The following is a 23,700-nucleotide window of genomic DNA, read 5'->3' as shown; positions in this document are numbered from 1 at the left end:
CTATGCGACGGTGACGAGGTCCTCAGACCGTTTCAGCATCGCACAGATCTTTCGGACGCATGACGCGCAGTCACCTCCGGCACCCGTCGTGTCTCTGACCTGCTTCGCGCTCGTCGCACCAGCGGCGATGCACTCATGAACCTCGTTTTCGGTCACGGCGCGGCAGATGCAGACGTACACGATGATGCGAGGCCTTCCGGGGAACGGGGCGTAAGGTTAGGCACACCTAAGGTAGCCCACTACGGTAAGGCTTGCCTATGTGATAGCAATCACAGATCGCTCTGGGGGAACTCGACCACGGATCGGAGCACCTCACCACGCTCCATCTTGGCGAAGGCGTCCTCGACCTGGTCGATCGAGATCGTCTCCGACACGAAGCCCTCGAGGTTCAGCCTGCCCTGCAGGTACAGGTCGATCAGCATCGGGAAGTCCCTGCTCGGCAGGCAGTCGCCGTACCAGGAGGACTTGAGCGAGCCGCCGCGCCCGAAGACGTCCAAGAGGGGCAGTTCGAGCTGCATCTCGGGGGTGGGGACGCCGACGAGGACGACGGTCCCCGCGAGGTCCCTGGCGTAGAAGGCCTGCTTGTAGGTCTCCGGGCGGCCGACCGCCTCGATCACGACGTCGGCCCCGTTGCCGCCGGTGAGCTCGCGGATCGCCTCGACCGGGTCGGTCGAGCGGGAGTTGACCGTGTGCGTGGCGCCGAAGCTGCGGGCCCATTCGAGCTTCCGGTCGTCGACGTCGACCGCGATGATCTTCCCCGCTCCAGCGACGCTGGCCCCGAGGATCGCGGCGTCGCCCACCCCGCCGCAGCCGATGACCGCGACGGAGTCTCCCCGCGTCACGCCGCCGGTGTTGATCGCCGCGCCCAGCCCGGCCATCACGCCGCAGCCGAGCAACCCGGCGACGGCCGGCCTGGCGGCCGGGTCGACCTTCGTGCACTGCCCGGACGCGACCAGCGTCTTGGCCGCGAACGCCCCGATGCCCAGCGCCGGGCTCAGGACGGTGCCGTCCGCCAGCGTCATCTTCTGCGTGGCGTTGTGGGTGTTGAAGCAGTACCAGGGGCGGCCACGCAGACATGCCCGGCATGCGCCGCACACCGCGCGCCAGTTGAGGATCACGTAGTCGCCCGGCTCGACATCCGTGACGCCCGCCCCGACGGCCTCCACCACTCCGGCCGCCTCGTGCCCGAGCAGGAACGGGAAGTCGTCGTTGATGCCGCCCTCGCGGTAGTGGAGGTCCGTGTGGCAGACGCCGCAGGCCTGCACGTTCACCACGGCCTCGCCGGGTCCCGGGTCCGGTACGTGGATGGTCTCCAGCGTCACCGGCTCGCCCTTGCCCCGTGCCACCACGCCCTGCACCTCGTACGGCATGCGCACCTCACCCTTCAGTTTCCGGCCCGTGAGCCTCGTTCGTACCGTGCTTAGTCTCCTTGTCCCGCTCGCCGGAGTACATAGGGCTGGACAACCCCGAGGCCGCGCACAGGTCGGCGGCGGATCTTCAGCAGCTCGATGCCGGGCACGTCGCCGAGAGTCCCGGCCATGCCGTCGTCGACGAGGATCGTCCCCGGCCTGGCCACCGCCGTCAGGCGCGCCGCCAGGTTGACCGTCGTGCCGAAGACGTCGCCCATCATGGGCAGCACCGGCCCGCAGGCCAGGCCGATCCGCAGGTCGGGCCCGCCCTCGTCGAGCCTCAGCTCGTCGATCAGGTCGAGGGCGATGAGGGCGGCCGTCGCCGGCTCGTCGGCGGTGAACAGGACCTCGTCGCCGAGCGTCTTCACCAGCCGACCGCCGTGGGCGGCGATGACGTCCGAGGTCCGCACTTCGAAGCCCTCGAGCAGGTCGGCCAGAGCCATCTCGTCGAGTTCCCTGGAGACCTTGGTGAACGCCACCAGGTCCGCGAATCCGACGGCCAGCGTCAGACGCGACGGCAACGCGTCGTCGCCGACGGTCGGCGAGATCAGGCGGCTGACCACGGCGGCGAGCTGGGACCGCCAGACGTGGACCAGCGTCTGCTCGAAATCGGGCAGCAGTGCGCGCGCCGTCTCCATCACGCGGACGAAGTCCGCGTCGCTGGGGGGAACCTGCGGGTCCAGCGTCCCGATCATGATCTCGGCCTGCCACTGGGCCAGCCGGGCCGTGGTGCGGCCCACGGCCCTGGCCATCCGGATGACGGTCTGCTCGTCGAGGACGCCCGTGTCGATCAGGAACCGGATCCGCCGGAGCGCGCCGAGGTCGGCGGCGGTGAAGGCGACCGCGTCGTCTCCGAGCGAGGCGAAACCCAGCGCCCGCCAGATGCGCCCCGCCAGTTCCTGCGGGACATCCGCCGCCTCGGCTATCTGCCGGCGCGTGTAGGTGGGCGCCGGGCCGAGAAACAGGCGCTGGACATCGTCGGCGCTAGGCCGTCCTCCGGTCTCCACGTCTCCCCCAAGCCGCCGTAGACCTTCGCTCCCGGGCGGTCGCCGCCGCCCGAGACCGACTTCGCCTCACTTACCGTCGATGTTCCCGTCGGAGGCGTCCTCCACCAGGCGGAACAGCTCCTGCCGTACCGTCTGGATCTTGGGAATGTCCTTGTAGTCGATCTCCCCCTTCTCCGAGGCCGACTCGACGCGCAAGGTCCCGCATCCCAGGATGCGCTCCAGGAAGCGCTGGTCCGAACTGACACTGTTGACCTTGGCCAGCGGGATGTCGTCGTCGGCCTTGTTCAGGATGCCGGTGCTGATCGCGAAACGGTGCGACGTGAGCGTGTAGGAGGTCGTCTTCCACTTGAGGTAGGGGATGAACGACCACCACGTGAGCAGCCCGACGGCGACGACCGCGACGGCGATGCGCGCGATGCCCGAGTACTCATAGTCACTCGGGATGAAGTAGATCGCGACGCTCGAAACCGCCACGACGAGAATGAGAGCGAGGAACGGCACGATCAGCCGCTTCCAGTGAGGATGGAACGAGTGAACGACTCGCTCCCCCTCGGTCAGATAGTGATCCGCGAGACCCATGGCGCAAATCGTGACACGTTCGCCCTGGGTTTGCATGTCCACTCGCCAGAGGTTCGCCTACGCGCCTTCTATGCGACGGACATGGACGACGTCACCGGCGCTGAGCGAGTGTTCCTGCCCCTTCGACCGGACCAGGAGATGGCCCGCCTGGTCCACCCCGACGGCCTGCCCGACCAGCACACGTTCGCCGGGGAGCTCCACGCGCACCTCCTGCCCGACCGTGCCCGAGCAGGCGAGGTACGCCGCCCGCAGCCCGCAGGCGTCGGCGTCGCCGTCCGCGTCGGCCCACTCCCGGTAGTGCGTCTCGATCTCGCGCAGGATCTCCCGGAGCAGTGGGTCGCGGTCGGCGTGAACCGCTCCCTCGAGCGTGAGCGAGGTGGCCCGGTCGACCGGCAGCTCCTGCTGCCTGGTGGACACGTTGAGGCCCATCCCCACGATCACGGCGGAGTCCACGCGCTCGGCGAGGATCCCGGCGAGCTTGCGCTCACCGACGAGCAGGTCGTTCGGCCACTTCAGCCGGACGTCCACCTTCGCGAGGCGCCGTATGGCCGAGGCGGCCGCGACCCCCACCAGCAACGAGAGCCAGCCCTGCCGGGTGGGCGGCACCTCCGGCCGCAGCAGGACGGAGAACGTGAGCCCGGACCTCGGGGGCGCGGTCCACACGCGCCCGAGCCGGCCGCGCCCGGCGAACTGGGACTCCGCGACGAGCACTGTGCCCTCACGGCCCCCCTCGCGGACGGCTTTGGCCAGGTCGGCGTTGGTGGATCCCGTCCGCTCGACGACGGTGACGGCCGACCACAACGATCCTGGACGCACCAGAGCATGCTGGAGCGCCGCTTCGGACAGTGGCGGCCGGTCGAGATCGGCATATGGCGAGTCCGGCACATGCCCAGGTTAACGGGCCGCGCTCCGTGGATCCGCCCGGTCCGCCACCTGGGCGTAATCTGGGCGGCATGGACCCCACGATCACCCCCCACCCTGGGGGTGATCATGCACAGGTTCGGGGATGTGCCCCCTGACCGGCTCCAACCTTCACCGTGATCATACACAGACCCTCTGACCAGCCCGAACGCACGTCGTGATCATGCACAAGTTCCCGCGACGCCCCTCCGAACAGCGAAGAAGCGATTCGTGATCATGCAAACGGACGAGAGCCGTACAAACAGACCCGGACCCGTCACGCGGATCCGTGTGCGCGAGGTCTCCGGCACCTCCGTACGCGACCGGCGTGACGACCTCGCCACCGAGGAACCTCTGGAGATCCGGCTGCTCGCGGGTGGCGAGAGCCGTACGGTGGCGATCACGATGCGCACGCCCGGCGCGGACTTCGAGCTCGCCGCGGGATTCCTGCACGGCGAGGGGATCCTCGGCCCCGGCGACATCGGGGCGATCGGCTACTGCACCGACGAGGACCTGACGCCGGAGGAGCGCTACAACACTGTCACCGTACGGCTCAACTCATCGACGATGCCTGACATTTCCGCACTTGAGCGTCATTTCATGACGTCCAGCGCGTGCGGAGTGTGCGGGAGCGCCAGCCTCGACGCACTGCGCGACCGCTGCTCGCCGCTCGACTCCGGCGCGAGGATCGAGGTCTCCCCCGAGATCCTGTACGGCCTGCCGTCGATGTTGAGGAAGGCCCAGGGCGTGTTCGGCAGGACGGGCGGGCTGCACGCGGCGGGCCTGTTCACGCCCGACGGGTCGCTGGTCGCGGCCCGGGAGGACGTGGGGCGGCACAACGCGGTCGACAAGCTGGTGGGGTGGTCCCTCATGACGGACAGGCTGCCGCTCGACCGGCACGTCCTGCTGGTGAGCGGGCGCGCGAGCTACGAGATCATGCAGAAGGCCCTCGCGGCGGGCGTCCAGATCGTCTGCGCGGTCTCGGCGCCGTCGTCGCTGGCCGTGGACCTGGGACGCGACTTCGGCATGACCCTGGTCGGCTTCCTCCGCGACGAACGGTTCAACATCTACTCCGGTGCGGAGCGCATCACCACCTGACCGCATTATCACCACGGGGATCGGAGCAGGCCAGTGGGCCTGCTCCCGAACCCGTGCATGATCACGCGCAAAAGCCAAAGTCAGCCGGTGTTCTGGAGGCCGGCGGCCACTCCGTTGACGCTCAGCAGCAGAAGGGTCGACAGGCGTTCCCGCTCGGCCTCGGACAGGTCGCCGTCGGCTCGCAGCGCCGACAGCGCCCGCAACTGCAGGTGGCTGAGGGCGTCCACATAGGGGTCGCGCAGCTGGACGGCCCTCGAGAGCACCCGCCGGTTCTCCAGCAGCCTGCTGTGGCCGGTGACCTCCAGCACGAGCCTCCTGGTCAGGTCGTACTCTCCCAGGACCTGCTCGACGAAGTCGTCGCGTCCGCCCAGGGCGAGGTAGCGCGAGGCGATGGCGCGGTCGGTCTTGGCCAGCGACATCTCCGCGTTGTCGAGCAGCGAGGCGAACAGGGGCCACTCCTGGTACGCCGCGCGCAGCTCGTCCGGCCCGGATTCCGACACGACGGCGTCGAGGCCGCTGCCGAGGCCGTACCAGCCGGGCAGGTTGACCCGGGTCTGGGCCCAGGCGAACACCCACGGGATGGCCCGCAGGTCGTCGAGCGAACGCGGGGCGCCGAGGCCACGGCGGGCGGGACGCGAGCCGAGCCGGAGCGAGCCGATCTCCTCCAACGGGCTGACCAGGGCGAACCATTCCGGGAAGCCCGCGGCCTCCGTCAGCGACCGGTACGCCGCCTCCGACGAGCGGGCGACCTGGTCGGCCAGACCGCGGAACTTGGCCGCCGCGGCGGCGTTGCTCGACTCCACGGCGGTCGTCGAGGCCAGCAGGACCGCGTTGGTCACCTGCTCGATGTGCCGCCTGGCGATCGCCGAGTGCCCGTAACGGGCGAAGATGACCTCGCCCTGCTCGGTGACCTTGAACCGGCCGGACACCGACCCGGGCGCCTGGGCGAGCACGGCGCGGTTGGCCGGGCCGCCGCCCCGGCCGAGAGCGCCGCCCCGGCCGTGGAAAAGCGTCAGGCGGACGTCGTTCCTCGCCGCCCAGGCGGTGAGCGCGGCCTGGGCGTCGTAGAGGCGCAGGGTCGCGGCGGCGGGACCTAGTTCTTTGGCCGAGTCCGAGTACCCCAGCATGACCTCGAGGCGCCGCCCGTTGGCGGCGAGCCGCGCGCGCACCGGCTCGAGCGACAACATGCCGTCGAGCACGGCCGAGGAGTTGTCCAGGTCCTCGCCCGACTCGAACAGCGGCACGACGTCCAGCACGGGGGCGCGGTCGCCGAGAGCGTGCCGGGCCAGCGCGTGGACGGCGGCGATGTCGTCGGCCGACCGGGTGAACGACACGACGTACCGGGGGCACGCGGTCACGCCGAAGCGCTCCTGGATCCAGCCGATGACCCTGATCGTGGCCAGGACCTCTTCCGTACGCTCGGAGAGCCTGCCCTCGGCGATCTCCTTCAGCGCCGCCGCGTGGACCTCGGAGTGCTGGCGCACCTCCAGCTCGGCGAGGTGGAACCCGAAGGTCTCCACCTGCCAGATCAGGTGCTGCAGCTCGCCGAAGGCCTGCCGTACGGCGCCGCCTTCCCGCAGGGACTCCTGCGCCAGCCGGAGCTCGGCGAGCAGCTCGGACGGGGACCGGTAGGCGAGGTCCAGGTCACGGCGGCGGGTGGCCGCGATCCGCGCGGCGACGAAGACCAGCCACTGCCGGTGCGGCTCCTGCGGGGAGCGCGTCGCCATCTCCGACACGACCTCGGGATGGTCGTCCTCGGCCTGCGACAGCGCGGCGCTCAGCGCGGCCGACGGCGGCGTGTAGAGAGCCGAGGCGGTCAGTGTCCGCCCGATCCGGGTCGCCGCGTTCTCCAGCGCGGTGAGCACGTGCTCGGCCTGGATGAGGACGGCCTCGCGGGTCACCTTGGCGGTCACGTTGGGGTTGCCGTCGCGGTCACCGCCGATCCAGCTCCCGTAACGGATGTACGGCCTGGCCTTCGGCTCGCGCGTGCCCGTACCCGGGGCCAGGGCGGCGTCGAGCGACCGGTAGATCTGCGGCACCGTGCGGAACAGGGTCTCGTCGAACGCGGCCATCGCCGTGCGGACCTCGTCGAGCGGGTCCAGCTTCGTGGACCGCAGTTGCGAGGTCCGCCACAGGATGTCGATCTCCTCGAGCAGGCGCCTGTGGGCCTCCTCCCGCTCCCCCGCTCCGACACCCGGCGCGTTGTAGTGGTCGAGCTCGGTGCTGATCCGCTGGATCGCCGTCACCACTGCGCGGCGGCGGGCCTCGGTCGGGTGGGCCGTCAGCACCGGGCGGAACTCCAGGCCGTCGATCAGCTCGGTCAGCCGGTCGTCGCCGCGCAGTTCCTGTACGGCTTCCGCCAGCGACTCGCGCAACGGGACGTCGTCCCGGTCACGCTGCCGCAGGATGCGGATGCGGTAGTGCTCCTCCGCCAGGTTGGCGAGGTGGAAGTAACAGGTGAACGCCCGGGCAATGTGGACGGCCCGCTCGATCGGCCATTCGGCCACGAGTGCGGCGACTTCGTCGGCGGTGGTCTCGCGGCGGCGGGCGGCGATGACGGCCTTGCGCAGTCGTTCGACGTCGGCGAGCAGGCCGGGACCGCCGTGTTCGGCGATCACCTGGCCCAGCAGTCCGCCGAGGAGGCGAACGTCGGCGCGGAGCTCGTCCGGCATCTCCGCGACGGCGTCATGTCGTTCGGCAGGGGCGATGGCGGCCATGCTTCGAAGGCTAGCGAATGGGGACTGATCGCCCGAGACCGGTCTCACCCATTGGACTAGACCACTGCTCCGCGCTTCAGGTCGTCAGCCCGTCCGCGAGACCGCGGCCAGGATGGAGGGCAGCCGGGCGAACCCCACCATGCCGGCCACCTTCCGGCCCGCCCAGGCCACGAGCAGCCCGTACGGCACGGCGAGCACGCCCACCCACGCGATGCCCAGCAGGACCGGCAGCACGATGGGCAGCGCGAGCGTGCCGGTCATGAGGAACCCGAGGCTGGAGGAGGCGAAGGCGAGGGCGCCCTGACCGGGCGCGGCCCCGCTGAACGCGTTGAGCCGCTCGGGCATGGTGTAGGGCAGGATCACGCTCGCCACCGCTCCCACGCCGAGCGCGACGCCCAGAAGGCCCCAGGCGGTGAGAGCGGCCGGCACGGCCCAGGCGGCGTTCCCGGCCAGCAAGGCGGCGGCGACCGAGATCACGCCGAGCACCGGCACCGCGATGACGGCCATCGCGAGGTGCCGTCCAGCCAGGTCGGTGCGCAGGTCGCGGTCCGAGGAGAACGCCACGGCGTTCATCCACAGTGACCGGCCGTCGATGCCGAAGGAGTTGCACGCCTGTATGCCGATCAGCAGGGCGGCCAGGCAGGCGGGGCCGGCGGCGGAGTAGAGCCCCGCCGGGCCGGCGTTGCCGCTGAGGGTGAACATGATGATCCCGCTCACCACCACCGCGGTGAGCCAGGCGACTCGTCCGCGCGGCTCTCTCCGGGCGTACTTCAGCTCCTTGGCGACGACTCCGCCCAGCTGACCCTGCGGGAGGAACCGGTCGATCCACGATCGGCGGACGGTGCCGCCGCCCTGGTTGGACGCGTCCGGCGTGACGAGGGCCCGCCGGAGGACGACGATCCACAACCAGGCCAGGAGCGCCACCACGCCGGCGAGCACGACCAGCTCGGCGACGCCGACGAGGCCGCCGTCGGCGATCGCGTGAGCCGCGAGGCCGGGCGGCGCCCAGCGCAGCACCTCGCCGGTGGAGGAGAGCAGGGTGCTCAGATCGCCGGGGAGGCCACGGTTGAGGAGCAGGTTGGGCAGTTGCGACAGCAGCACGACCCCGACGGCCGCCACCGCGAGGACGTCGCGGCCGCGCCGGCTGCGCAGCGCCCCGGACAGTGCGGTGGTGACCACCCGCGAGGCGACCAGGCAGAGGGCGAACTGGAGCACCACGGCGACCAGGCCGATCAGCACACCGCCCACTCCGCCCGCCAGTCCGACCACGCCTCCGGCCAGGACGACGAGCGACGCCAGCGGCCACGGACCGGTCGCCGACGCGGCGAACATGCCGACCGTGAGCTGCCGGGTGGTGAGCGGGAACAGCGCGAGCCGCGAGGGGTCGAGCGTCTCGTCGACCCCGAAGATCATCAGCGGTACGAGCACCCATCCCACCGTGAACGCCGTGAAGAGCACGATGCCCACGTTCAGCGCCGTGTCCGGGGCGGCCAGCCGTACGAGGCTGAAGAGCGTGAACCCGCCCAGCGCGCACCCGATCGCGGCGAGGACGGAGAAGATGAAACCGACCTGCTTGGCGACGTCGCCCCTGAGGTTCCCCAGGATGAGCCGGAGTTTCAGCCGCACGAACAAGGTCGTCATCGCGGCGTCCCCGCCGAGCCGAGCCACGACAGCCCCTCGTCCCCGTTGCCCCGGGCGCCGACGAGGTCGAGGAACGCCTCGTTCAGGGTCTGCTCGCCGCGCACCTCGCTCAACGGGCCCTGCGCGACGATGTGGCCGCGGCTCATCACCGAGACCCAGTCGCAGAGCCGTTCGACCAGGTCCATGACGTGGCTGGAGAAGATCACGGTCGACCCCGACTCGGTGTACCTGCGCAGGACGTCGGTCAGGGTGTTGGCCGACACCGGGTCGACCCCCTCGAACGGTTCGTCGAGGAACAGCACGCCGGGGTTGTGCAGCAGCGCGGCGGCGAGGCCGATCTTCTTGCGCATGCCGGTCGAGTAGTCGATGACGAGCTTGTCCTGCGACTCGACCAGGTCCATGACCCGCAGCAGTTCGTCGGCGCGCTGCCCGGTCTCGTCGAGCGGGATGCCCCGCAGGCGGCCGCTGTAGAGCAGCAACTCACGGCCGGACAGCCGCTCGAACAGCCGCAGGCCCTCCGGCAGCACGCCGATGTGCGCCTTCACGTTGACCGGATCGGTCCACACGTTGTGGCCGTCGATCTCGATCATGCCGCCGTCGGGGCGGAGCAGGCCGGTGATCATGCTGAGCGTCGTGGTCTTCCCCGCGCCGTTGGGACCGACGAGGCCGGCGAAGCTGCCCCTCGGCACGACCAGGTCCACACCCCCGACCGCCACCTGTTGCCCGAACCTCTTGAACAACCCCTGCGTCCGAACCGCTTCGACCATGACCACACTCTGCCATTCCGCGCCTTGTACGGCTTTCGCGCCAGTTAACGATCCGAGATCATGCAGGGGTTCCTCCGTCAGCGCCACGGTTTCCCGGATCGGGGGCGTGCCGAGTTTCGATGCGCGGATCAGGCGGAATGGCTCCGAACGGCACTCCACGCCCCCGTCGCGGACAGGTGTCACATGCTGGTTACCCTGTCGGGCATAACTGCGGGCGAGCCCGGCGTGGTATGCGAATCGACCGCGAGGATCGAACGACCCCGCAGCGGACGAGGGCTGGAGAGCGACCATGAGGACGGGGCGACCCGGACGAGGAGAGTGCGACCGATGACTGCCGAGCGAGCTCACGAGGTCGACATCCACACGACGGCCGGAAAGATCGCCGACCTGGAGCGGCGCCTGAGCGAGGCCGCCCACGCCGGTTCCGCGCGAGCGGTCGAGAAGCAGCACGCCAAGGGCAAGATGACGGCCCGCGAGCGGCTGGTCGCCTTCCTCGACGAGGGCTCGTTCGTGGAGTTCGACGAACTGGCCCGGCACCGGTCGACCAGCTTCGGCCTCGAGCAGGAGCGTCCGTACGGCGACGGCGTGGTCACCGGGCACGGCACGGTGGACGGGCGCCCGGTCGCGGTGTTCGCGCAGGACTTCACCGTGTTCGGCGGATCACTCGGCGAGGTCTTCGGCGAGAAGATCGTCAAGGTCATGGACCACGCACTGAAGACGGGCTGCCCGGTGGTCGGGATCAACGACTCGGGCGGCGCGCGGATCCAGGAGGGCGTGGTCTCCCTCGGCCTCTACGCCGAGATCTTCAAGAGGAACGTGCACGCCTCGGGCGTGATCCCGCAGATCTCTCTGATCATGGGTCCGTGCGCGGGCGGGGCCGTCTACTCCCCGGCCCTGACCGACTTCGTCCTGATGGTTCAGGAGAAGTCCCACATGTTCATCACCGGGCCGGACGTGATCAAGACGGTCACCGGCGAGGAGGTGACGTTCGAGGAGCTGGGGGGCGCACACACGCACAACTCCAAGTCCGGGGTGGCCCACTACGAGGCGACCGACGAGGACGACTGCCTCGACTTCGCCAGGGCGCTGCTGTCCTACCTGCCCTCGAACAACATGGACGAGGCCCCCGCGTACGACGCCGAGGCGGCGCTGGAGACGACCGCCGACGACCGGGAACTCGACACCCTCATCCCCGACTCGGCCAACCAGCCCTACGACATGCAGACGGTCATCCGGCACGTCCTGGACGACGGGGAGTTCCTGGAGATCCACGCCGGCTTCGCCCCGAACATCGTGGTCGGCTTCGGCCGGGTCGAAGGTCATTCGGTGGGGGTGGTCGCCAACCAGCCGATGAGTTTCGCCGGGACTCTCGACATCGCGGCTTCGGAGAAAGCGGCTCGGTTCGTTCGCACATGCGATGCCTTCAACATCCCTGTGTTGACATTTGTTGATGTGCCTGGATTTCTTCCTGGGACCGACCAGGAATGGAATGGCATCATTCGCCGGGGCGCGAAACTCCTCTACGCGTATGCCGAAGCGACGGTCCCGTTGGTCACGGTCATCACCCGCAAGGCGTACGGCGGGGCCTACGACGTCATGGGCTCCAAGCACCTCGGCGCCGACGTCAATCTCGCCTGGCCCACCGCGCAGATCGCGGTGATGGGCGCCCAGGGCGCGGTCAACATCCTCTACCGGCGGGAACTCGCGGCGTCCGACGATCCCGACGCCGCCCGCGCCCGGCTCGTCGGCGAGTACGAGGACACGCTGGCCAACCCCTACCTCGCGGCCGAGCGCGGTTACGTCGACGCGGTCATCCGGCCCTCGGACACCCGGGTCCAGGTCGTCAGGGCACTGCGCGCACTGCGCAACAAGCGGGCCACGCTGCCCCCGAAGAAGCATGGGAACATCCCGCTATGAGCGAGCCGGAGCCGTACCTCAGGATCGTGCGCGGCGACGCGACCACCGAGGAGATCGCGGCGCTCGTCGCCGCGTTGTCTCTGCGGACCGTCGCCGAGGCGAAAGCCGTACCTCCGGTGAATAACTGGAGGAATCCGGCCCATCGGATGCGCCGGGCGCTGTCCCATGGAACAGGGGCATGGCGGGCGGCCTTCCGGCCCGGCCACAGATGATCAACACACGATTAGATCAGTCGAACAGGGTGTCAACTGACCCAAGAGTTGGGACTATCTAGAAAGTGGGGGAATATAGTCAGCCGATCAACTAGTGACGAGTCCTGGAGGACACCAATGGCCGTCCCGGACTTCAACGCACACGGCATGACCGCAAAGTATGCCGTTCTTGTAGACGTGGGTTACCTCTATGCGGCAGCGGGCGAAGTCCTCCTGGGAGCGAAGGAGCGCAAGGAGTACCGCGTGGCGGCGGATGAGCTCATCCAGTCGCTGCAGAAACACGCTCTTGAACGCATTCCAGGCGAACTGCTCCGTGTTTACTGGTACGACGCGGCCCGTGACCGCGTCCCCACCGTCGACCAGCGTGTGATCGCCCAGCTTCCCTGGGTGAAGGTGCGACTGGGCAACCTGAACGCGCGTGGCCAGCAGAAGGGCGTGGACGCGCAGATCCGCAGCGACCTCGAGGCGTTGGCCCGCCACCACGCGGTGAGCGACACCGTGCTGATCGCCGGTGACGAGGACATGGTGCCGGCCGTGGAGGCCGCGCAGGCCTACGGCGTGCGGATCCACCTCTGGGGGGTCGAGCCGCCCTTCGGCACCAACCAGGCCGAGCGCCTGGTCTGGGAGTCGGACACGGTGGAGATCCTCAGCGCGGACTTCCTGCGTCCCTATTTCAACCGTGCTCCCGTTCCCGTGCCCGTCACCCCTGCCCCGTCGCCGGCGCAGGTCTTCGCCGGCCGTACGGTCAAACCGGTGCCGAAGGCGCCGGCCGGCCAGGTGGCGAAGCTCGGCCCCGGCAGGCCGCACGTCGAGGAGGTCGGCGAGCACGTCGCGCAGAAGTGGATCCTCACCCGAGGGCGCGACAACATCCGCGACCTGCTTCCCGGGCCGATCCTGCCCACGGTCATCGACACCGAGTTGCTGATCGAGGCGGAGAAGGAGCTCGGCCATTCGCTGCGGCCCTATCCCGAGGCCAGGGTCTGGCTGAGGGACGGGTTCTGGGCCAGGGTCTACCGCGAGTTCGACCTCGGCGTCGGCGTCTCCAGCAAGTAGCCGCCCACCGGGCGAGGTCCGATTTCCGCCGGTGAGTGATTGCCGACGGCGCATAACGTCGTAGGCGTGACCACGAAACAGCTCGACTTCGACGCGTGCTATCTGGCGGTCTCCGCGCGGGACGCCCGGTTCGACGGGCGCTTCTACACCGCGGTCACCTCGACCGGGATCTACTGCCGGCCGATCTGCCCCGCCCGGACGCCCGCGAGGAAGAACGTGCGGTTCTACCGGCACGCGGCGACCGCCGAGGCCGCCGGCTTCCGGCCCTGCCGCCGCTGCCGGCCCGAGCTCAGCCCCGGCGATCCCGGCTGGGACGTGCGCGCCGACCTCGTCGGCCGGGCCCTGCGGCTGATCGACGACGGGGCGGCCGACGAACGGGGCGTGGCGGGACTCGCCCAGCGGTTGCACGTGACCGAGCGCCATCTGCTGCGCCTGTTCGTCGCCGAGCTGGGCACCGGCCCGCTCGCCGTCGCCCGGACCCGCAGGCTGCTGCTCGCCAAACAGCTCCTCACCGAGACGCCGCTGCCGATCACCGACGTGGCGTTCGCGGCGGGCTTCGGCAGCGTCCGGCAGTTCAACGCGGCCATGAAGGAGTCGTACGGCTTCGCGCCCGGAGAGCTCAGGAAGGCCGCGGGGCCACTGGCGGCCGCGCGCAACCCGTCTGCGATCACGACCGGGCTCACCCTCCGGCTGGCCTATCGGCGGCCCTACGACGCACAGGCCATGCTCGGCTTCCTCGCCGCGCGCGCGATCCCGGGTGTCGAGAGCGTCACCCGGTCGGGACCGGACGGCGGAGCCGCTCGGATCACCGGCTTCACCCGGACCGTCCCCGGCGGCCGCATCACGCTGACGCCCGCTGACGACCACATCAGGCTCACCGTGCGAACCGGTGACACCAGGCACCTCACCAGGATCGTGTCCCGCTGCCGCAGGCTGCTCGACCTGGACGCCGACCCCGAGGCGATCACCGCCATCCTCGGCTCGACCGACCTCGCCCCGCTTGTCGAGAGACGTCCGGGACTGCGGGTGCCCGGCGCGTTCGACGGCTTCGAACTGGCGGTCCGGGCGGTGGTCGGGCAGCAGATCTCGGTCGCAGGCGCCAGGACCATGCTCGGCCGCGTCGCCGCCCGCGCGGGAAGCCCCGCCGTACCCGACACCCTGCCCGAGACCGTGCCCGACGCCCTGACCGGCACCGACACGCCCGCCGAGCCCGCGCTGCTGTTCCCGACGGCGGAGCAGCTGGCCGGGGCCGACCTCACGGGGCTCGGGCTCACCGGCCGCACGATCGCCACGCTGAAGAGCCTGGCGGTCGCCGTGATCGACCAGGACATCGATCTCGACGGCGCCGAGGACCCGGCCGACACCACGGCCAGGCTGCTCGAGATCCCCGGCATCGGCCCCTGGACCGCCGGGTACGTCGCTCTTCGCTCACTCGGCGATCCGGACGCCTGGCCGGAAGGCGACCTCGGCCTCACGAGGGCCATGACGAGGTTGCGCATCCCGGCCGGACAGGTCGAGCGGTGGCGTCCCTGGCGTGCCTACGCCGCCGTCCAGCTGTGGGCGGCCGACGCGGCCTGACGGACGCCACCCCGATTTCAGTCGCGGCGGACTGTGCTCTGGACTTCGCCGACGGCGACACCGCGCTCCACCGTGACCTCCACGGGGACGAAGGTGAGCCCGATGCCGGCCGTACTGGTCCCAGCGACGTTCCAGACGGTCGTCACCGTGAGCCGGTAGGGGCGGTGCAGATCGGCCGAGGAGCGCAGCCATTTGACGCCGCACGTGAAGCCGCCGCTCTGGTCCCGCTGCCCGGTCGTGCCGCACGCGTTCGCGATCTCCGCGCGGTCCCTGCCGCCGGGTTCGGTGTCGGGATCGGAGCCGACCTCGGTCCGGTCCAGCGTCGCCGTCACCGTGGCCGACATGACCCCCGGAAGGGTGGCCGTCACCGAGCGGGTGGTCGCGCCGATCCCGTCGAGCCAGACCCACGTGGGCAAGTTCACGTAGCTCTTCGCGTCGGGGTTCAGGTTGATCGTGGGCTCCGGCACGGTCAGCGCCGCGCGCGCGATCTGCAGCAGTTCCTGAGCCGTGATCCCCCCGGGCGGCGTCGTGCCCTGCGGCACCCAGAGCGCCCCCTCGAGCCCGGCCCAGCAGGACATCCCGCCGGGGTCGGCCGAGTTGTACGCGGGACTCCACCATCTCCCGGGCTGGCCGACCTTGTCCTTGTACTGCTTGAGGAACTCCTCGTACTGCTCCTCCGTGGCGCCGGGATTGGTGTGGAACCACATGGCTCTCACGTCCTCCTGGCTCTGGAGCATCTCCTCGGCGGACTTGCCGGGCTCGTACCAGCACGGCCGGGGGACCCGGTAGCCGTCGGCCCTGCCGCCGAGGCCGTTGCCGGACAGCACGATGCTGGAGTCCTGCAGCGTCACGCCTGCCGACCGGCCGTCCTGCCACCCCCCGCCCTGCGGACCGCCGGGATCGTCCACGGCCGCCACCGTCAGCGACGCGCCGGCCAGCAGGGACAGCAGCAGGGATCGTCCGCGCCTGGTTCGCTCCATGCTCATCGGACGCACTCCTTCGCGCGCTCGTCGGGATAGGAGGCGTGCCGGAACAGCATGATGCGCCATGTGCCGTCATCACCCTGTCGTACGGCCGCGACCTGGAAATACGTCGATCGTGGCGGCTTGGTCCACGCGGGCTGGGCGGAGACGGGGGTGCCCGACCGGTTGGTGACCCGCACGCCGGACTCGTCCACGCACGCGTCGATCTGGGCACCGTGCCCGTCGACGGACGCCACGCGCAACGAGTAGAGCTTGGCCAGACCCCGCGCCGACCACTTGCCGGCCGTGAACCCGCGCACCCACGAGTAGGCGTCACGGGCGGCGGCGTCCTCGACCGAGTCGAGGTAGGACTTGTCCTTGCCCAGGCTGCCGACCGCCCGCCAGCGCGCGGCGTAGTAGTCGGCGAACGCCTTGACGATGGAGGTGTGCGAGGCGTCCAGCCCCGACGGCCACTCGGTCTGCACCTTCAACCCGGGGCCTGCGGCCACCGTCTCCGGGCCCGGCGGCCTCGCCGCCTCCGTCCCGGCCGCAGTCTCCCCCGCGACGGCGCCTGAGGGAGTGAATTCGCGCTCGCGCGGTGATCCCCCGCAGGCCGCCAGCAACGCGCAGACCGACACGACGGCGACGGTCCTGCGTCGCCGGCATGATCCGGGGAGGGCACGCAATGTCGGGCTCCGATCAGGCGAGACGGGGGGTTCTGAGAGCGGGACGGGCGTCGCGGCTCCAGGCCGGGAGGAGCTCCTCGATGAGCGCCTCCGTCTCCGGGGCCATGCCGCCGCCGTACGGGTGGGAGGCCGCGCGCCGGTGGAGGCCGTCGACCACCACCCGGAGCTGAGCCTGGTCGCCGCTTCCGTGCGCGGCCCGCAACAGGTCACGCCACAGGCTTTCGTCGTCGGCGGCGAGGAGCAGTCCGGCTCTCGCCGCCGCCACCGCCGCCTGCGGGTCGCCCTGGGCCAGCCGGATCGCGCACAGCGTGTGAGCGGCGTCGGCCACCCGCGCGGTCACGTCGTACTCCAGGGAATCGGCCGCCAGCCAGGCGTACCTGTTGCCCGGCCTGCCGTTCAGCAGGGGCCCGCGCACGAGGGCCAGGGCCTTGTCGAGCAACGCGGCCCGCGCGTCGTCGGACCGTCCCGCGTCGGCGAGCTCGCCCGCCCTGCGGACCAGCGACTGGAACAGCTGCCAGTCCGTACGGACCTCCGGCCCGAGGCGGAGTCTGCCGGAGTTGTCGAGGAAGAGATGCGGCCTGCCCTCGGCGTCCTTTCCGAGCCATTCGGCCACGCGTGCGATCGTGGCGTCCCGGACGGACGGCTGAACGCCGCGGGGCCACAACACGCCGCCGAGGACGACGGGATGCACGCCGGACCTGTGGGTGGCCAGGTAGACGACCAGTTCCTGGGCAAGCGCGGCCCGGCCCTCCTCGAGCTGGTTGACCGGGCTTATCTCGATCGGGCCGAGGAGACGCACCTCGATCGACGGCGGATCGTCCTGCGCGTCCTCGATCGGCTCGTGGCCGCTGAGCGGCTCGCCCTCGGTCTGCCGTGCCGTGCGGAAGAGGCGGATCACGGCGTCGTAATGCCTGCGGGGCAGCAGGTGGGCGTCGACGTCGAAGCCGAGGGCGTCGATCCGCGCCCTGCCGTCCTCGGTGATCTCCCAGTTCCACGTCGCATGCGCGACCTCTCCTGCGAGCACGAATCCGCCGGCCGCACGCATGTCCTTGCCCAGGATCGCCAGACGGCGGGCCTCGTCCTCGTCGGGCCGGATGGCCGACAGCAGGTAGTGGGGCGTCCACGCCGGGTCGGCCACCCGCCCGTGGATGCGGCCTCTCAGGACGTCCTCGCCCCGTTGGAAGCGCTCCTCGAACTCGGGCAGCACCTCGGCCAGGCTTCCCACCGCGCGGACGCGGTCGGGCGCGAGCTCCGTCAACTCCTCGCCGAACCCGACGAGCGTGATCCGCATGTCGTCGGACCACCGGTTGGTGGCCAGCTCCACCGCGAGGGCGGACAGTCCCGCGACCGTGTGCGCCCCGGTCATGCCGACCACGCCGCGCGCCGCCTCCAGGTCGATCAGCACGCGGCCGTCGTCGCCGGCGCCCAGCGACACGAGCCCCGGGTACGGAGCGGGGACTCCGGCCAGGGCGCTCTCGTCGATCCTGCGACCTTCGTGTGCGGGCAACCGCCATACCTGGCCACCGTCGCACGCCTCCCAGGGCTCGGGGGCGTCGTCGTCGGCGGGCTGGATCCACAGGTCGAGCCCGCGGGCCGACAGGTGCACGGCGTAGATGGTCGGCGGGCGCCTGGCCGCCTCGGCGAGGAGCCTGCCCAGCAGGCGCAGGCCGATGTCGAGCATGCGGCTGCCCGGGGTGTCCGCGCCCAGGCGGATCGCGACCTCGGCGCTGGCCGCGTCGCCGCGCGGCCGGGCGATTCTGCGGCCGGACACGCGCCGCCACAGCTGCTCCCTCCGGCGCCTGCCGAGCAGGGCGAGAAGGCCGGCGGAGGCCAGCGTCGCCCCACCGAGGTAGTCGATGAGATCCAGCCCGGCGGCGGAGTCCTCGGGATCGGCCACAGGCGCCTTGCCCACCGTGGCGCCCGCGCTCTGGGACGCGGCGGGTGCGGGCCGGCTCGAGGCCGCGGCGGACGGGGTGGCGGCAGCCGGAGAGACCGGCGTGGCGGGGGCTGACGCGGCGGCTGTCGAAGGCGCGGGTGTCGACGGAGCGGGTGTCGAAGGCGCGGGTGTCGACGGGGCAGTCGCGGACGGCGTGGCTGTGACCTCCGCGGAAGGGGTCACCTTCGGCATCGCGGGCGGCGGGAGCACGATCTCGGGCTTCCCCTGGCCCGGCGTACCGGCCACCGTGCCGGTCCCAGTTCCGGGCCGGGCGGACTCGTCAGGAGTCGAGGCCGGCTCGGGTGTGTCGGCCTTGTCGACCTTGTTAGCCCCATCCGCCTTGTCGACCGTGCCCGCCTTGTCCGTCTTGTCAGCCTTTTCGACCTCGTCGGTCTTGTCGGCGCGTGATCCGTTGTATTCGGCGAGGATCTCCGAGCGGTCGTCGTCGGCCGATACGACGTGCACGTGACGGGCGTCGTCCGGCATGTCGAGGACCCAGCCGGGCCGGATCAGGTCGGCCATGCGCAGCCTGCTGCCGTCGGGCTGCACCTTGTGCTCGTTGAGCCGGTAGATCTCGTGGTAGCGCCGCCCGTCACCCAGGCACTTGTCGGCGATCTCCCACAGGCTCTCGTGATGCCGGCCGTGAGGCGGCTGGACGACGTAGACCTTCTTGACCTCGCGTGCCTGCACGGTCGCCGACGCCGGTATGACGTCGAGGGCGACCGGTGCGGACAGGGCCACCGTCTGAGGGCTGATCGGTGCGGGGGCGCCCATGCGCACGACGGGCGCGGCCACCACGGTCGCGGTGAACAGCAACAGCACCGCGGACACCAGACGGTTGGCGAGCGCCTGGGTGCCTCCGGACAGGGGGACGCGGGCGGGCAGTCCGACCCTTCTGATCCCCGCGTACACCTCGACGATCAGGCAGAACACCAGCTGGAGCCAGGCGAGCCAGACCAGGACGAGGAGGATCGCGATGATCGTCTCCGGCCCGAGCCGCCTCGTGAACAGATCGGCGTGGAGCAGTTCGCTGGGCAGCGGCGGCCCGGCCAGGGTGAGCAGCGCGTACGGCACGCCCCCGACGAGGACCACGAGGACCAGCAGCGCCCCGAGCCCGGCGAAGACGTCACGGACCGTACGGCGGGGCGCGATGCGAGCGGAGCGGCGGCTCCGCCACTGCTCCGGCGGGCGCCGCGGGCCTGGCCCTCTGGGCGCCGGCGGCCGCGGCGAAGCACCCGATCCGCGTGGCCGCGGCGGAGGGCCGGCCGACTGCGGCCAGCCGCCTCCCACGGGCCGCCCGCGTTCGCGGACCTCCTCGGAGCCGTCGTGGGGGGCCATGCCGAGCCCCGGGGGCGGCCGGCGGCCCGGCGGTGTGGGCTTGTGGGACACCCGTCATCCCTCCCCGGGGTCGTCGTCCGATGGGCGGCCTGTCGCCGCCGTGTCGCTCATCAGGCACCCTCATCCGGAGCGGCGATGGCACTGCCTTCCATGTCGTAGGAGTCGAAGCCGAGCATGGACAGGAAGACGGTGTCCCAGTGGGCGGAGACCACGACCGTCACCTCGGTCGGCGTCGGCGAGCAGTCGTCCATCTCCACCCCCTCGGTCGCCTGCGCGTCCACGATCTGCTGCGCCTTCCCGCAGACGACGTCGTCGTCGCCCACGATCCTCACCTGGCCCGTGTTCCTCAGCAGCGCGACGTCGATCTGGTCGGCCGCGCCCCGGGCGGCCTGTTCGGCGATGTCGGCGGCCTTGAGCCGGGCGTTGATGGCCGCCCCGCCGTCGACCAGCAGCCCGGCCAGGAGGATGACCGCGAGCGAGAAGATCACCACGAACACCGACATCGAGCCGCGATCACGGGCGGGCCTGTGAGGAGAGGTCATTCCACCCTCCGGAACTGCTCCAGCGGCACGACGGAACTGCCGGACATCTGCTGCGCGACGCTGAAGCCGAGGAACGCGAGGTCGAGCTCGCACGAGACGGTGGCCTTGACGATGCCGCCCTCGTGCCATTCGGTGTCGGCGAGGCTGACCTGCGGTTCGCAGTCTCCCGTCAGGGCGTCTCCCGCCGCGTTCTCGGCGGCCTCCTTGGCGTCGTCCAGGGTGCGCTGCACGGAGGCCGACCGCGCCGCGTCCCGCGCCGCTCCGTTGACCTCGCCCTGCGCCTCCACGATGCGGCCCGCGCCCACCAGGAACATCAGGAAGATGAGGAGGATCGGCGCCAGCAGCACCGTCTCGACGGCCATCGACCCGTGCTCGTGCCGCGCTCCGCGCGGCGGCGGTGCGCTGGTGGGCGAGAGCCGTACCTGCCGGATCATCCGCACCCCGGGTCGTCGTCGTCGGGCCGGAAACATTCGATGGGGCCGCCGAAGTGCGAGGTGATCGTGAACGTGCGCTCCGGCAGGAGCGGGACGACCTGGACGACGGTCCCCGTCACGTTCACGCCGCGCTCGTCGCCTTTCTCCCACGCCGTCACCGTCGCGCCGGTGAGCAACTCGGGGCCGACCGACTGCACGATCTCCTCTGCCTTGGCCTCCGCCTCGCCCTGCCAGCCGCCCGACTCACCGGACGCGCGGGCGATCCGCGCGCCTTCCCGCGCGGCCGCGTCCGCGACCTGGCGGCCGTGGGCCCACAGCGTCATCTGCACGATCAGGAGCACCGCGACGAGCACGATGGGCATGAGCAGCGCGAGCTCGACCACGGACGCCCCGCGCTCGCCGCGCCGAACCGTGGGGTCACGCGTCGGCGGCACGGCGGATCGGCCCGATGTGCCGCCGTGCGTCACACCGGGCCGTGCGCGGCGTCCACGCGATGGGTGGACGTCCTGGAGGCGTGCCATGAGCCGCGGACACCTGCGCCTTAGCTGTTGAAGGCGGTTTCGATCTCGTCGGCCTTGTCGTTGACGCCGTTGGTGATGACGGCGGCGATGATGACGGCGAGGCCGGCGACGATGGCCGTGATGATGACCCACTCGACGGCCGAGGCTCCCCTGCTCGGAGCGGTCCGCGCGCGATGGACGCGGTCGTGGAGCATCGCGATGAGGTAGCTGACAGACATTTTCAGACTCCCAGGATTTTCATGGCGGCCGGAAAACTGAGAAAGAGGACGAACCCCGCGCACAACAGAAGTTGCGCCACGAGCATCGACTGGGACCGCTCCCCCGCCTTGCCCTCCAGCTCCGCGAGTTCGCGGCGGCGGAGGGTGGCGGCTCTGGCGGTCAGGGAGGCCCGGACCTTGGCACCGTCGTCTGCCACGAGTCCGAGAGCGGCTGACAGGTCGCGGAGCTCGTCGACGTTGATCTCGTCGCCGAGCTGGCCGAGGGCCTGCCATGGGGTGATTCCGACGATTCTTGCGTTGGCGAGCGCTTCGCGGATGCGTTCCATCGCCCAGTTGGACCCTATGCCGCCGGACGATCCCTGGGGGCTGCCGACGGACACCGCCGTCATCAGCGCTTCGGGCACGCCGCGGCCACCGGCCAGGTTCATGGAGACGAGGTCGAGGAACGCGCCCACCGCATGGCGGAAGTCGTTTCGCCGGGCGGTCGCGTCCCGTCGGATCTGCACGTCAGGGAGCAGGAAGAAGACGCCGGCGACGACGACCGCCGCCCAGAGGGGCACCTGAGTCGGCAGCCCCCAGCCCAGGAGCGCCGCCGAGCCGACGACGAAGGGGAACGCCAGCAGGCCGGAGACCGCCAGCAGGACCTTCGTGGCGAGGAACCCCTCGAAGGACCTGCCGAGCAGCGCGAGGTCCGCCCTGATCGAACGGACCTGCCAGCCTCTGGCGGCGTAGAAGGCCGCCACCCGCGAGCCCAAAGCGCGCTGGAAGGCGCCGGGCTCCTCCTCCACGGTGATCAACGTCGCCTTCGGGGCGTCGCCGCCGCTGCGGGCGGCGTCGAGCGCGCTCAACCGGGTGATCAGACCCGGCCGCGCGGGGAACAACGCCCGCACCAGCAGGAACAGGCCCAGGCCGAGCAGGCCTCCCAGCAGCACCGGCCCGATCACGACGCCACCTCGATCCCCTGATCACGATTGCTCATCGAGCAGGTCACCGCCCCTCGGGGGAAACTTGTGCACGATCACGCCAGACGCGTACGGCGAGAGGCCCGCCGCGGGGTCCTGGAGGACCGGGGCCTGGCGGTAGGGGGCGAGGATGCGCGCGGGCTTGTCGAATTTGGCCAGCTTCCTCATCCAGGCGAAGCCGGCGCCGAACAGGCCGGCGACGACGACGAGCACGGCCTGGCCGAGCAGGGAGGCGTAGTCCTCGACATAGGAACGGTTGAAGATCACGAGCCCGCCGGCGAAGACCAGCGACGCGATGACGACGATGTGCACGCTCTTGCGGGTCGACTTCCGCTCGGCCTCGACCTTGCGCCGCATGTCGAGCTCTTCCCGGGCCGACGCGGCCAGGGCGCTCAGCACTTCGCGCAGGCCGGGGCCGCGGAGCTTGGCGTTGAGGATCAGCGCCGCGATGACCAGGTCGGCGGAGGGGTCGGCGAGGTCGTCGGCGAGCAGTCGCAGCGCGTCCGGGAGCGGCATGCGCGTGTGCAGTCGGTCGACGAGCTCCCTCAGGTGGGGCTGGAGAGAGGGTGCGGCGGCCCTGATCGAGGCCGGGATGGCCTGCTCGAGGCCGGCGGCGCCCGCGATCGTGTCGCGCAGCGACTCCGTCCAGGCCGCGAGCGCCTCCAGGTTCTGCATGGCCCTGCGCTCCTCGGCCGCGCCGCCGGCCAGGCCGGGCCAGGCCAGGACGAGCACCACCACGCCGACCGCGACGACCGGCCAGCCGGTCGCCACCAGGACGACGACCCCGATCACCACGGCGACTGCGATCCTCGTGGACAGCTTCTTGAAGACCTCCACCCGCTCGGCTCCGTGATCCGGGGCGGCGGGCCGGGGGCGCAGGCCGTACAGCGCGAGGACGAACAGGAACAGGCCGCCGCCGACGGCCGCTCCGCAGAGCAGCACGAGCGGATCGAGGACGCCTGGCGGAACCAGCCGCATCAGTGCCTCCTCTCGTGGCCGGTCGTGACGGGAACGGTCGCCTTCATCGCCAGACCCCCTGCATGGGGTCGTAGCCGAAGCGGGCGAGCTCGTCGGCGCACGAGATCGGCGCGTGCGGGACGACCCCGCCGTCCGGCGTCGCCACGAAGACCTCGGAGGACAGGACCCGGCCGTCGACCCCGGTGACCTCGCGCACGCTGGAGACGAAGCGCCGGAGGGTGCCGCCGAAGTGGTAGTCGTTGCGT

22 protein-coding genes and 1 pseudogene are annotated in these 23,700 nt (G+C 70.9%); 5 read left to right on the top strand and 18 right to left on the bottom strand.

The genetic code is table 11. The annotated features are described in order from the left end of the window. The 5 genes from Pph01_RS41690 to Pph01_RS41670 all read right to left on the bottom strand — a co-directional run bounded on the left by Pph01_RS41690 (position 1) and on the right by Pph01_RS41670 (position 3,880). The gene (locus Pph01_RS41690; RefSeq protein WP_275412947.1) at positions 1 to 180 is read right to left on the bottom strand and encodes a (2Fe-2S)-binding protein; all 180 of its coding nucleotides are present in this window, start codon (positions 178 to 180) and stop codon (positions 1 to 3) included. Positions 181 to 269: 89 nt separating this feature from the next. Next, positions 270 to 1,370: an S-(hydroxymethyl)mycothiol dehydrogenase gene (locus Pph01_RS41685; RefSeq protein ID WP_204078795.1), complete on the bottom strand. Its 1,101-nt coding sequence runs from the start codon at positions 1,368 to 1,370 to the stop codon at positions 270 to 272. Between the two features lie 50 nt (positions 1,371 to 1,420). Next, entirely contained in the window at positions 1,421 to 2,416 is a 996-nt protein-coding gene (locus Pph01_RS41680) for an adenylate/guanylate cyclase domain-containing protein (RefSeq protein WP_204078794.1), read from the bottom strand. Positions 2,417 to 2,482: 66 nt separating this feature from the next. After that, a complete protein-coding gene (locus Pph01_RS41675; protein WP_204078793.1) occupies positions 2,483 to 2,995 on the bottom strand; it encodes a PH domain-containing protein in 513 nt (170 codons plus the stop codon). A gap of 57 nt (positions 2,996 to 3,052) precedes the next feature. Continuing rightward, positions 3,053 to 3,880, bottom strand: a complete 828-nt coding sequence (locus Pph01_RS41670; RefSeq protein ID WP_204078792.1) for a biotin--[acetyl-CoA-carboxylase] ligase — start codon at positions 3,878 to 3,880, stop codon at positions 3,053 to 3,055. Positions 3,881 to 4,132: 252 nt separating this feature from the next. Between Pph01_RS41670 and fdhD the strand changes: the two genes are divergently transcribed. Next, entirely contained in the window at positions 4,133 to 4,993 is an 861-nt protein-coding gene (fdhD, locus tag Pph01_RS41665; RefSeq protein WP_204078805.1) for a formate dehydrogenase accessory sulfurtransferase FdhD, read from the top strand. A gap of 80 nt (positions 4,994 to 5,073) precedes the next feature. Here fdhD and Pph01_RS41660 read toward each other — a convergent pair whose 3' ends face one another. From Pph01_RS41660 to Pph01_RS41650, 3 genes are all read right to left on the bottom strand, one after another. Further along, positions 5,074 to 7,710 carry a phosphoenolpyruvate carboxylase gene (locus Pph01_RS41660; RefSeq protein ID WP_204078791.1) on the bottom strand — a complete coding sequence of 879 codons (2,637 nt, stop codon included), beginning with the start codon at positions 7,708 to 7,710 and terminating at the stop codon, positions 5,074 to 5,076. 84 nt (positions 7,711 to 7,794) lie between these two features. Continuing rightward, positions 7,795 to 9,351, bottom strand: a complete 1,557-nt coding sequence (locus Pph01_RS41655) for a hypothetical protein (RefSeq protein WP_204078790.1) — start codon at positions 9,349 to 9,351, stop codon at positions 7,795 to 7,797. Next, positions 9,348 to 10,118, bottom strand: a complete 771-nt coding sequence (locus Pph01_RS41650) for an ABC transporter ATP-binding protein (RefSeq protein WP_204078789.1) — start codon at positions 10,116 to 10,118, stop codon at positions 9,348 to 9,350. The genes Pph01_RS41655 and Pph01_RS41650 overlap by 4 nt, the downstream gene beginning before the upstream one ends. A 327-nt stretch (positions 10,119 to 10,445) precedes the next feature. Here Pph01_RS41650 and Pph01_RS41645 point away from each other — a divergent pair, with 327 nt between their 5' ends. The 4 genes from Pph01_RS41645 (at position 10,446) to Pph01_RS41630 (ending at position 14,878) form a co-directional block, all read left to right on the top strand. Continuing rightward, complete coding sequence (locus tag Pph01_RS41645) at positions 10,446 to 12,035, top strand: acyl-CoA carboxylase subunit beta (RefSeq protein ID WP_204078788.1); 1,590 nt, start codon at positions 10,446 to 10,448, stop codon at positions 12,033 to 12,035. Continuing rightward, entirely contained in the window at positions 12,032 to 12,247 is a 216-nt protein-coding gene (locus tag Pph01_RS41640) for an acyl-CoA carboxylase subunit epsilon (protein WP_204078787.1), read from the top strand. Before Pph01_RS41645 ends, Pph01_RS41640 begins: the two co-directional genes overlap by 4 nt. A 147-nt stretch (positions 12,248 to 12,394) precedes the next feature. Then, positions 12,395 to 13,300 carry an NYN domain-containing protein gene (locus Pph01_RS41635; RefSeq protein ID WP_239116276.1) on the top strand — a complete coding sequence of 302 codons (906 nt, stop codon included), beginning with the start codon at positions 12,395 to 12,397 and terminating at the stop codon, positions 13,298 to 13,300. A 66-nt stretch (positions 13,301 to 13,366) separates the two neighbouring features. After that, a complete protein-coding gene (locus Pph01_RS41630; protein WP_204078786.1) occupies positions 13,367 to 14,878 on the top strand; it encodes a DNA-3-methyladenine glycosylase 2 family protein in 1,512 nt (503 codons plus the stop codon). A 17-nt stretch (positions 14,879 to 14,895) separates the two neighbouring features. Here Pph01_RS41630 and Pph01_RS41625 read toward each other — a convergent pair whose 3' ends face one another. From Pph01_RS41625 to Pph01_RS41580, 10 genes and pseudogenes are all read right to left on the bottom strand, one after another. Then, positions 14,896 to 15,864, bottom strand: coding sequence for a hypothetical protein (locus tag Pph01_RS41625; protein WP_239117409.1), 969 nt, complete (start codon positions 15,862 to 15,864; stop codon positions 14,896 to 14,898). Beyond that, positions 15,861 to 16,478: a hypothetical protein gene (locus Pph01_RS41620; protein WP_204078785.1), complete on the bottom strand. Its 618-nt coding sequence runs from the start codon at positions 16,476 to 16,478 to the stop codon at positions 15,861 to 15,863. Before Pph01_RS41620 ends, Pph01_RS41625 begins: the two co-directional genes overlap by 4 nt. Positions 16,479 to 16,539: 61 nt before the next feature. Beyond that, entirely contained in the window at positions 16,540 to 19,851 is a 3,312-nt protein-coding gene (locus Pph01_RS41615; RefSeq protein WP_239117408.1) for an AfsR/SARP family transcriptional regulator, read from the bottom strand. A gap of 59 nt (positions 19,852 to 19,910) precedes the next feature. Beyond that, a complete protein-coding gene (locus tag Pph01_RS41610; protein WP_239117407.1) occupies positions 19,911 to 20,342 on the bottom strand; it encodes a Tad domain-containing protein in 432 nt (143 codons plus the stop codon). Then, on the bottom strand, positions 20,339 to 20,776 hold the full coding sequence (locus Pph01_RS41605; RefSeq protein ID WP_239117410.1) for a TadE/TadG family type IV pilus assembly protein: 438 nt from the start codon (positions 20,774 to 20,776) through the stop codon (positions 20,339 to 20,341). Before Pph01_RS41605 ends, Pph01_RS41610 begins: the two co-directional genes overlap by 4 nt. Beyond that, positions 20,773 to 21,297 carry a TadE/TadG family type IV pilus assembly protein gene (locus Pph01_RS41600; RefSeq protein ID WP_204078783.1) on the bottom strand — a complete coding sequence of 175 codons (525 nt, stop codon included), beginning with the start codon at positions 21,295 to 21,297 and terminating at the stop codon, positions 20,773 to 20,775. Before Pph01_RS41600 ends, Pph01_RS41605 begins: the two co-directional genes overlap by 4 nt. Before the next feature lie 20 nt (positions 21,298 to 21,317). Continuing rightward, complete coding sequence (locus Pph01_RS41595) at positions 21,318 to 21,515, bottom strand: hypothetical protein (RefSeq protein ID WP_204078782.1); 198 nt, start codon at positions 21,513 to 21,515, stop codon at positions 21,318 to 21,320. 2 nt (positions 21,516 to 21,517) lie between these two features. After that, the gene (locus tag Pph01_RS41590) at positions 21,518 to 22,459 is read right to left on the bottom strand and encodes a type II secretion system F family protein (RefSeq protein WP_204078781.1); all 942 of its coding nucleotides are present in this window, start codon (positions 22,457 to 22,459) and stop codon (positions 21,518 to 21,520) included. 21 nt (positions 22,460 to 22,480) lie between these two features. Beyond that, positions 22,481 to 23,455 carry a type II secretion system F family protein gene (locus Pph01_RS41585; protein ID WP_204078780.1) on the bottom strand — a complete coding sequence of 325 codons (975 nt, stop codon included), beginning with the start codon at positions 23,453 to 23,455 and terminating at the stop codon, positions 22,481 to 22,483. Positions 23,456 to 23,498: 43 nt separating this feature from the next. Continuing rightward, positions 23,499 to 23,700 (bottom strand): annotated as a pseudogene (locus Pph01_RS41580) (CpaF family protein); the annotation flags it as partial.

This window comes from Planotetraspora phitsanulokensis (assembly GCF_016863295.1).
Classification (GTDB): Bacteria; Actinomycetota; Actinomycetes; order Streptosporangiales; family Streptosporangiaceae; genus Planotetraspora; species Planotetraspora phitsanulokensis.
The sequence above is the reverse complement of the archived record's forward strand: the minus strand, read 5'-3'. Positions and strand labels throughout refer to the sequence as shown.